The organism is Streptomyces sp. NPDC059248 (assembly GCF_042753905.1).
In the GTDB taxonomy this organism is placed as follows: Bacteria; Actinomycetota; Actinomycetes; order Streptomycetales; family Streptomycetaceae; genus Streptomyces.
Genome location: NZ_JBHYZV010000147.1, coordinates 1 through 8,359, shown reverse-complemented (window position 1 = coordinate 8,359; position 8,359 = coordinate 1). Strand labels below are relative to the sequence as shown.

Genomic DNA, 8,359 nt, shown 5'->3' with positions numbered 1-8,359 from the left:
GTGTCGTGTCATCCGGTGTTGGTGGAGGGTGTGGTGTCGGTTGCTGAGGGGTTGGGTGTGGGTGGGTTGGTGGGTGTGTCGGGTTCGTTGCGTCGTGGTGATGGGGGTGCTGAGCGGTTTGTGTTGTCGTTGGGTGAGGCGTTTGTGGGTGGGGTGGGGGTGGATTGGGGTGCGGTGTTGGGTCGGGACGAGAGGGGTGTGGGTCGGGTGGAGTTGCCGACGTATGCCTTCGACCGCAAGCGCTACTGGATAGGCGAGGAGGAACACACCACCGAAGAACCCACCGGAATGGGCGGCGAACTGCGCCGGCTGGCCCGTACCGACGAAAAGGCGCTCCGCAAGGAGTTGGGAATTCTGGTCCGATCCCACGCCGCGGCCGTCCTCGCCCATCCGGCGCTCGGCGACCGGGATATGAGGAGCACCTTCAAGGACCTCGGATTCGACTCGCAGGGCTCCCTCGAACTGCGCAACCGCCTCACCACGGCGACCGCCCTGGCGCTGCCCGCCTCCCTGCTCTACGACTACCCGACCGGCCGTGAACTGGTCGACCGGCTCGCGGCCGGACTGCTGGAGAGCCCCGAGCCGGAAGCCGGTACGACTCCGGCCGCGCCCGAACGCCGTACCCTGCCCGCCGCTTCCGCCCTGCCCGCCGCGGACACCGCCCGGGACGGCTCCGAACCCATCGCCGTCGTCGGGATGGCCTGCCGCTTCCCCGGCGGCGTCGCATCCCCCGAGGACCTGTGGCACCTGGTGGCCGAAGGCCGCGACGCCGTCACCGAGTTCCCCGCCGACCGCGACTGGGACCCCGACCTCTACGACCCCGACCCCCGGCGCTCCGGCAAATCGGCCGTCCGGCACGGCGGATTCCTCCACGACGCGGGCGACTTCGACGCCGCCTTCTTCGGTATCTCGCCCCGCGAGGCCCAGGCCATGGACCCGCAGCAGCGACTGCTGCTGGAAACCACCTGGGAGAGCCTGGAGCGGGCCGGTATCGACCCCCGGACGCTGCACGGCACCCCGACCGGTGTCTTCATCGGCGCCATGGCATCGGACTACGGACCCCGGATGCACGACGCGCCCGAAGGCGCCGAGGGCCATCTGCTGACCGGCAACACCTCCAGTGTGATGTCCGGCCGGATCGCCTACCAGCTCGGCCTCACCGGTCCCGCCGTCACCGTGGACACCGCCTGCTCGTCGTCCCTGTCCGCCCTGCATCTGGCGATCCGCTCCCTGCGCTCCGGCGAGTCGGACCTCGCCGTCGCCGGCGGTGCGACCGTGATGTCGACACCCGGCATGTTCGTGGAGTTCTCCAGGCAGGACGGCCTGGCGCCCGACGGCCGCTGCAAGCCGTTCGCCGCCGCCGCCGACGGCACCGCCTGGGCCGAGGGCGTCGGTGTCCTGCTCGTCGAGCGCCTCTCCGACGCCGAACGCCTCGGACACCCGGTACTCGCCGTGGTCCGGGGCTCCGCCGTCAACCAGGACGGGGCATCCAACGGCCTCACCGCCCCCAACGGCCCCTCCCAGCAGCGCGTCATCCGGCAGGCACTCGCCGACGCGGGCCTCGGGACCCGGGACGTCGACGCGATCGAGGCCCACGGCACCGGCACCCGGCTCGGCGACCCCATCGAGGCCGAGGCGATCCTGGCGACGTACGGAAAGGGCCGCGACGAGGCCCGGCCCGTGCTGCTCGGCTCCCTCAAGTCCAATATCGGCCACGCCCAGGCGGCGGCGGGTGTCGGCGGCGTCATCAAGATGGTGCAGGCCCTGCGGCACGGAGTGCTGCCCCCGTCGCTCGGCGTGGACCGGCCCACACCGCACGTCGACTGGTCGGCGGGCGGCGTCGAACTGGTCCGCGAGACCCGGGAGTGGCCGCTGACCGGCCGGCCCCGCCGCGCCGCGGTCTCCTCGTTCGGTATCAGCGGGACCAACGCGCATGTCGTCCTGGAGGAGTACCGGCGCCCGATGGACGGCTCCGGCGCCGACCCGGAGACCGCGCCCGCCGCCCCCGTACCGTGGATCATCTCCGCGCGTGACGAGAGCGCCCTGCGCGAGCAGGCGGCCCGGCTGCGGGATCTGCTGACCGACAGGACCGGATTCTCCCCGGCCGCGGTCGGCCGGGCCCTCGCCGAAGGCCGTACCCTCTTCGAACACCGCGCGGCCGTCGTCGGCGACCACGCCGACGACTATCCGGCCGCCCTGGACGCCCTGGCCAAGGGCGCCGAAGCGCCCGGACTCGTCACCGGTGGTACGGACCGCTCCGGGACGACCGCCTTCCTCTTCAGCGGGCACGGCACCGCGCGGGCCGGAATGGGCCGGGCGCTGTACGACGCGTTCCCCGCCTTCGCCGAAGCCCTCGACGCCGTCCTGGCCGAACTCGACGACGACACCGCGCCGCCCGTACGCGAACTCCTCCTCACCGACGACCCGGCGGAAGCCGGGGCCGCGCCGCGGGACCGGTACGCGCTGCCTGCCCTGTTCGCCTTCCAGACCGCCCTGTTCCGGCTGCTGGAGACGGCGGGTCCGGTACCCGGCGTCCTCGTCGGCCACTCCGTCGGAGCCTTGGCCGCCGCCCACGCCGCCGGAGTGCTCTCCCTCCGGGACGCCACGACACTCGTCGCCGCCTACGGCGAACTCGTCGCGACGGCCGGGGCGGACGGCGCGATGGCCGTCGTCGGCGCCGGGGAGCGGGAGATCGCCCCCGGCCTCGCCGACTACGCCGGCGACCTCGCCATCGCCTCCGTCGACGCCCCCGACCGGGTCGTCGTCTCCGGCGCCGCCGACGTCGTCGAGTTCATCACCGCGGGCTGGGCCGCGCAGGGCCGCGAGACCCGGACCCTCCCCGTGGGACAGGCTTACCACTCGCCGCTCCACGACGACGTGGCGAGCCGCTTCCACGGCCTCGCCGCCGAACCGGCGTACGGCCCGGCCGCGATCCCGGTGGTCTCCGCCGTGACCGGACTGCCCGCGTCCGCCGCGGACCTGAGGTCACCCGACTTCTGGACCCGGCAGATCCACGGCACCGTACGCCTCGACGACACCGTGCGTCAGCTGCGCGACGAAGGTGTCACCGGCATCCTGGAGATCGGCCCCGACGCCGGCCTCAGCACCGTGCTCAACCGAGCCGACGACGCCGGGTCCGAGATCGCGATCCCGTTGCTGAACGGCGCCGAACCCGATCCCCGCGCCCTGGTCACGGCGCTCGCCAGGGCCCAGGTCCTGGGCCTCGGCGGAGCCCCGACGGCCCTGTTCCCCGAGACCCTCCCCGGCACCCTCCCCGGCCCCGGCGCGATCGACCTGCCCACCTACGCGTTCCAGCGCAGGCGCTACTGGCTGACCGCGGGGACCGGCACCGCGAGCACGGGCGGCGGTCGCTCGGCGCATCCGCTCACGACCGCGGCCGTCGATCTCGCGGGCCGCGACGGCACCGTACTGACCAGCCATCTCTCCCTCGCCGGCCACCCCTGGCTCGCCGACCACATGGTCGGAGGAGCGGTCCTCCTCCCGGCCACCGCCTTCCTCGAACTGGCCCTCGCCGCCGGACGCGAGACCGGCGCCGAACAACTCGTCGACCTCACCCTGGAAGCCCCCCTCGCCCTCCCCGACACCGGTACGGTGCTCCTCCAGACGGAGGTGGAGGCCCCGGGACCCGGCGGACAGCGCGCCTTCACCGTGCACTCCCGCCCCACCGGACCCGCAGGTTCCGACGAGGCGTCCGAACCCTGGGTCCGCCACGCCACCGGACTGCTCGGCCCGACAGACACCGCCACTCCCGAAGGGCTGCGGAGCTGGCCGCCCGCCGACGCCACCGCCGAACCACTGACCGACGCCTACCCCCGGCTCGCCGACCGCGGCTACGGCTACGGGCCCGCGTTCCAGGGACTGCGCGCCCTGTGGCGGCGTACCGACGGCACCCTCTTCGCCGAGGTGAGCACCGCCGACGAGGACCGGGGCGACGCCGACCGGTACGGACTGCATCCGGCCCTGCTCGACGCCGCCCTGCACCCACTGGTCCTCGCCGGGCTCGACGAACTCGGCGACGACGACATCGACCTCCCGTTCAGCTGGACCGGAGCCCGTACCCACGCCGTCGGCGCCACCGAACTGCGCGTACGGCTCACCCCGAAGCCCAGCGGAGGCTTCGCCGTCCTGGTCGCCGACGCCGCGGGGGAGCCCGTCGCCGGTATCGACACCCTCACCCTCCGCCCCGTCGAACGCGCCCGCCTCACAGCCGGCCGGGCCGACCGCGGCGCCGCGCTCCTCCGACTGGAGTGGCAGCCCGTCACCGCCCCCGGCACCACCGACCCGACCTGGGCCGATCTCGCCGAAGGCGACGACCTGGCGACCACGGCCGACGCCGATGTCGTACGGGTCGACTTCGGCGGCGGCGCCCCGCACGACATCGCCGCGGCCCACGCCACCGCCGGGCGGACCCTGGACCTGCTGCGGCGGTTCCTCTCCGACGAGCGGTTCACCGCCTCCAAGCTGCTCCTGGTGACCTGCGGAGCCGTCGCCGTCCGGCCCGGCGAGGACGTCACCGACCTGGCGTCGTCCCCGGTATGGGGCATGGCCAGGACCGCCCAGTCTGAACACCCCGGGCGGATCGTCGTCGTCGACACCGACCCCACCACCGCGTCCGACGCCCTCATCGCCGGGGCCGTCGCCACCGGCGAGCCGCAACTCGCCGTACGCGACGGCGCGCTGCTCGTCCCACGCCTGGTCCGCACCACGGACGACGCCTGGGACGAGGGACCCGTCTGGGACCCGGACGGTACGGTGCTGATCACCGGCGGCACCGGCGGGCTCGGCGCCCTGTTCGCCCGGCACCTCGTCACCCGCCACGGCGTCCGCCGCCTCCTGCTCGCCAGCAGGCGCGGCCAGGACGCGCCCGGCGCCCGGGACCTCGTCACCGAACTCACCGGCCTCGGCGCCCATGTCCGGGTCGAAGCCCGGGACGTCTCCGACCGTACGGAACTCGCCGCCCTGCTCGCCGGCATCCCCGACGAGCACCCGCTGACCGGCGTCGTCCACACGGCGGGCGTACTCGCCGACGCGACCGTGACATCCCTCGACGGCGACCGGCTCACCCAAGTCCTGCGGCCCAAGATCGACGCCGCCTGGCACCTCCATGAACTGACCCAGGGCGAGAAGCTCTCCGCGTTCATCCTGTTCTCCTCCATATCGGGCCTCATCGGCACCCCGGGACAGGCGAACTACGCGGCGGCCAACACCTATCTCGACGCCCTCGCCGCCCACCGCGCCGCCGCCGGACTCGTCGCCGGCTCCCAGGCCTGGGGCCTGTGGGACGCCACCCACGGACTCGGCGGCACCCTCGGCGCCGCCGACCTGGCCCGCTGGGCCGGGGCCGGGATCACCCCCATGACCCCCGAACAGGGCCTGGCCCTCTTCGACGCCGCGCTGACCAGCGGGGCCGCCCTGACCGTACCCACGGCGCTCAACCCGGCGCCCCGCACCGGTGACCCGGCGGGGCAGCCCGCCCCACTGCGCGGACTGGTCCGGGTCCGGGCCCCGAGGGCCGCGAAGGCCGCGGCCCCGGCGGGCGCCGACACCACCTGGGCCGGCCGGATGGCGGAACTCCCGCCGGGCAGGCGCCGCGACACCCTGCTCGACCTCGTACGGACCCATATCGCCGAGGTGATGGGCTATACCGACCCGCAGTCCGTCGAGCCCGGCCGGGCCTTCCAGGAGCTGGGCTTCGACTCGCTCACCGCGGTCGAACTGCGCAACCGGCTCAACGCCGCGACCGGGCTCGTCCTGCCCAGCACGGTGGCCTTCGACCATCCGTCGGCCGACGCGCTGGCCGGATATCTCGACGGTGAGATCGCCGTCGGCGAACCGGACCCCGCGCCCGATGACCGGCCCGACCTCGACCGTCTTGAGGCATACATCCGGTCGATCGCCTCGGACCACGACGCCCGGAACGCCGTCGCCTCCCGCCTGCGGGAGCTGCTGGAACTCTCCGGCGGCGTCGCCCACCACGGACTCGACACGGCCAGCGACGGCGAACTGTTCGCCCTGGTCGACGGCGTCGAGTGAGCGGCGGCGCGATGAGCCGGCCCCGGTCCCGACTGACAACTTCATCCGGTCCATCCGGCCTTTCCGGCCCATGCGGTCCATGTGGTCCATGCGGTCCATCCGGTTCTTGCGATCTCCCCGGTCTTCCCGGTCTTCCTGGAGTGGTGGTTTGACGTGGCTGACGAGAACGAACTCCGTGAGTATCTGAAGCGGGCGATCGCGGACGCGCGCGACGCCCGGGTGCGGCTGAAGGAGGTGGAGGAGCGGGCGCGGGAGCCGTTGGCGATCGTGGGTGCCGCGTGCCGCTACCCGGGCGGGGTCGAGTCCCCGGCCGATCTGTGGCGGCTCGTCGACGACGGCGTCGACGCCATCGGCGGGCTGCCCGACGACCGAGACTGGGCCGAGGACCTCTTCCACCCCGACCCCGACCGGATCGGCCACTCCTACGTCCGCAACGGCGGATTCCTCGACGACATCGCCGGATTCGACCCGGCCTTCTTCGGGATGTCGCCGCGCGACGCCCTCGCCGCCGACCCCCAGCAGCGGCTGCTGCTGGAGACCACCTGGGAGGCGATGGAGAGCGCCGGGATCGTCCCCGCCACCCTCCGGGGCAGCAGGACCGGGATGTACGTCGGCCAGATGTACCACGACTACGGGGCCCGCCCCCGGCTGCCCAAGCAGGACTTCGAGGCATACCTCGGCAGCGGCAGCATGGGCAGTATGGGCACCGGACGGGTCTCGTACACCTTCGGTTTCGAGGGTCCGGCCGTCGCGCTCGACACGGCTTGTTCGTCGTCGCTGGTGACCCTGCATCTGGCGGCGGGCGCCCTGCGGCGCGGCGAATGCGATCTGGCGTTCGCGGGCGGGGTGACGATCCTGTCGACGCCCATCTCCTTCGTCGAGTTCTCCCGGCAGCGCGCCCTGTCGCCCGACGGGCGCTGCAAGTCGTTCGCCGCCGCCGCCGACGGCACGGCGTGGGCCGAAGGCCTCGGACTCCTGCTGCTGGAGCGGCTGTCGGACGCGCGGCGCAAGGGGCACCGGGTGCTGGCGGTGCTCCGGGGTTCGGCGGTCAACCAGGACGGCGCGTCGAACGGTCTGACCGCGCCGAACGGTCCGGCGCAGGAGCGGGTGATCCGTCAGGCGCTGGCCGACGCCGGTCTTTCGGCGGCCGATGTCGATGTCGTGGAGGCGCACGGCACGGGCACCCGGCTGGGTGATCCGATCGAGGCGCGGGCGCTGCTGGCGACGTACGGCCGTGAACGGCACCCCGGCCGGCCCCTCCTCCTCGGCTCGATGAAGTCGAACATCGGCCACGCCCAGGCGGCGGCCGGGGTCGGCGGTGTCATCAAGATGATCGAGTCCATACGCCACGGGCGCATACCGAGGACCCTGCACGTCGACGAACCCACCCCGCACGTCGACTGGACCGCGGGCGACGTCGAACTGGTCACCGAGAGCACCGAATGGCCCGAAACGGGCGCGCCCCGCCGGGCCGCCGTCTCCTCCTTCGGCCTTGGCGGCACCAACGCCCATGTGATCGTCGAGCAGGCCCCCGAGTACGACCCCGAGCCCGCCGCCGTGTCCCTAGCCGCGTCCGGGGCCGGGGTCGGGACCGGCCGCCGGGACGACACCCCCGCCACCCTCCCCTGGACCCTGTCGGCGAAGACGCCGGAGGCGCTGCGCGGCCAGGCCGAGCGCCTGCTGGCGTTCGTGGCGGAGCGCCCCGAGCACGGTGTCGCGGACATCGCGTACTCCCTGGCGACGACCCGGGCCGTGCTCGATCACAGCGCGACCGTCGTCGGCGCCGACCGCGACGAACTGACCGCCGGGCTGCGCGCGCTCGCCGCCGACCCCGAGAACCCCACCCGGGTCCACCGCACCCGCCGGGCCCGGTCCGGCCGTACCGCCTTCCTCTTCACCGGTCAGGGCTCGCAGCGCGCGGGCATGGGCCGTGAGCTGTACGCGGCGTTCCCCGTCTTCGCCCGCGCCCTGGATGAGATCTGCGCCGCCGTCGATCCCCTGCTGGGGCGGTCGTTGAAGGACGTGCTGTTCGCCGATGCCGGTACGCCCGAGGCGGCACTGCTCGACCGGACCGCCTACGCCCAGCCCGCGTTGTTCGCGGTGGAGGTGGCGCTGTTCCGGCTGGTGGCGTCGTGGGGTGTGGTGCCGGACTGCCTGCTCGGTCACTCGATCGGCGAGGTGTCGGCCGCGCACGCCGCGGGTGTGCTGGACCTGGCCGACGCCGCCGCTCTGGTGGTGGCGCGTGGCCGGCTGATGCAGTCGGCGCGGGACGACGGCGCGATGTCGGCGATCGGGGGCGAGGAGG

Annotated in this window: 1 protein-coding gene and 1 pseudogene; both read left to right on the top strand. The window is 73.7% G+C overall.

The annotated features are described in order from the left end of the window. Positions 1 to 204 precede the first annotated feature (204 nt). Positions 205 to 6,054 (top strand): annotated as a pseudogene (locus tag ACFXG1_RS32625) (SDR family NAD(P)-dependent oxidoreductase); the annotation flags it as partial. Positions 6,055 to 6,135: 81 nt separating this feature from the next. Then, positions 6,136 to 8,359: type I polyketide synthase (locus tag ACFXG1_RS32620; protein WP_384745801.1), on the top strand; the 2,224-nt coding region annotated here is incomplete at its 3' end.